Here is a 597-nt window from a genome sequence, read left to right on the forward strand (position 1 = left end):
TTGAACCAGGCGTCCACAGCGTAGGCAGTTCGTGCCGTCGTCGTTCTGGTCGAACGGGTCGGCTGTGATCGGCGTCGTCTCACTGGCGACTTTACGCGGCCGGCCACGACGCTTCGCTTCGGCATGGAGCGCAGAGGCGATCAGCGCCTTCTCGTCCACAATTTTCCGCGGTCGGCCTCGGCGTTTCGGTTCGGGGAGCGTCGGCTCGGGATCAGCACGTGACGATTCCCACATCGGCATGACGTGGACGGCGGGCTGCCGCGGCTCGATGGGAGCCGACAGCTCAACTGGTGATCGATTGGGTGCAGGCTTGGTTGGGAAGCCTTCGGACCACGTGGCGGCGCGCACGCCAGATTCCCGCGGACGTTGGTCCTGACCCTTCGATGAGGCTCCTGATCGAACGTGCACGACTTCGACGGTGCGGCTGCCGCTAGACGGCCCACGACGAGGAATGCTCAGCAACTCTCGCTGCGGCTGTGAGGCGGCGTGATCGTCGTGAAAGCGGGCAAAGACATGATCGATGTCGGCCATGAAATTCCTGGCGTGCTGCAAGAATGGAAGCGCCTGACAACGTTTGGTCGGGCGCTGATGGAACTC

General features: G+C 63.5%; 1 protein-coding gene. It reads right to left on the reverse strand.

Annotated features, from left to right (window positions below; translation table 11 throughout):
• Positions 1-348 (reverse strand): hypothetical protein (locus AC1ROY_RS34045; protein ID WP_493153395.1); only part of this gene is annotated, 348 nt, incomplete at its 3' end.
• Positions 349-597 lie beyond the last annotated feature (249 nt).

Source organism: Roseococcus sp. GW821-FHT12F05 (assembly GCF_058806835.1).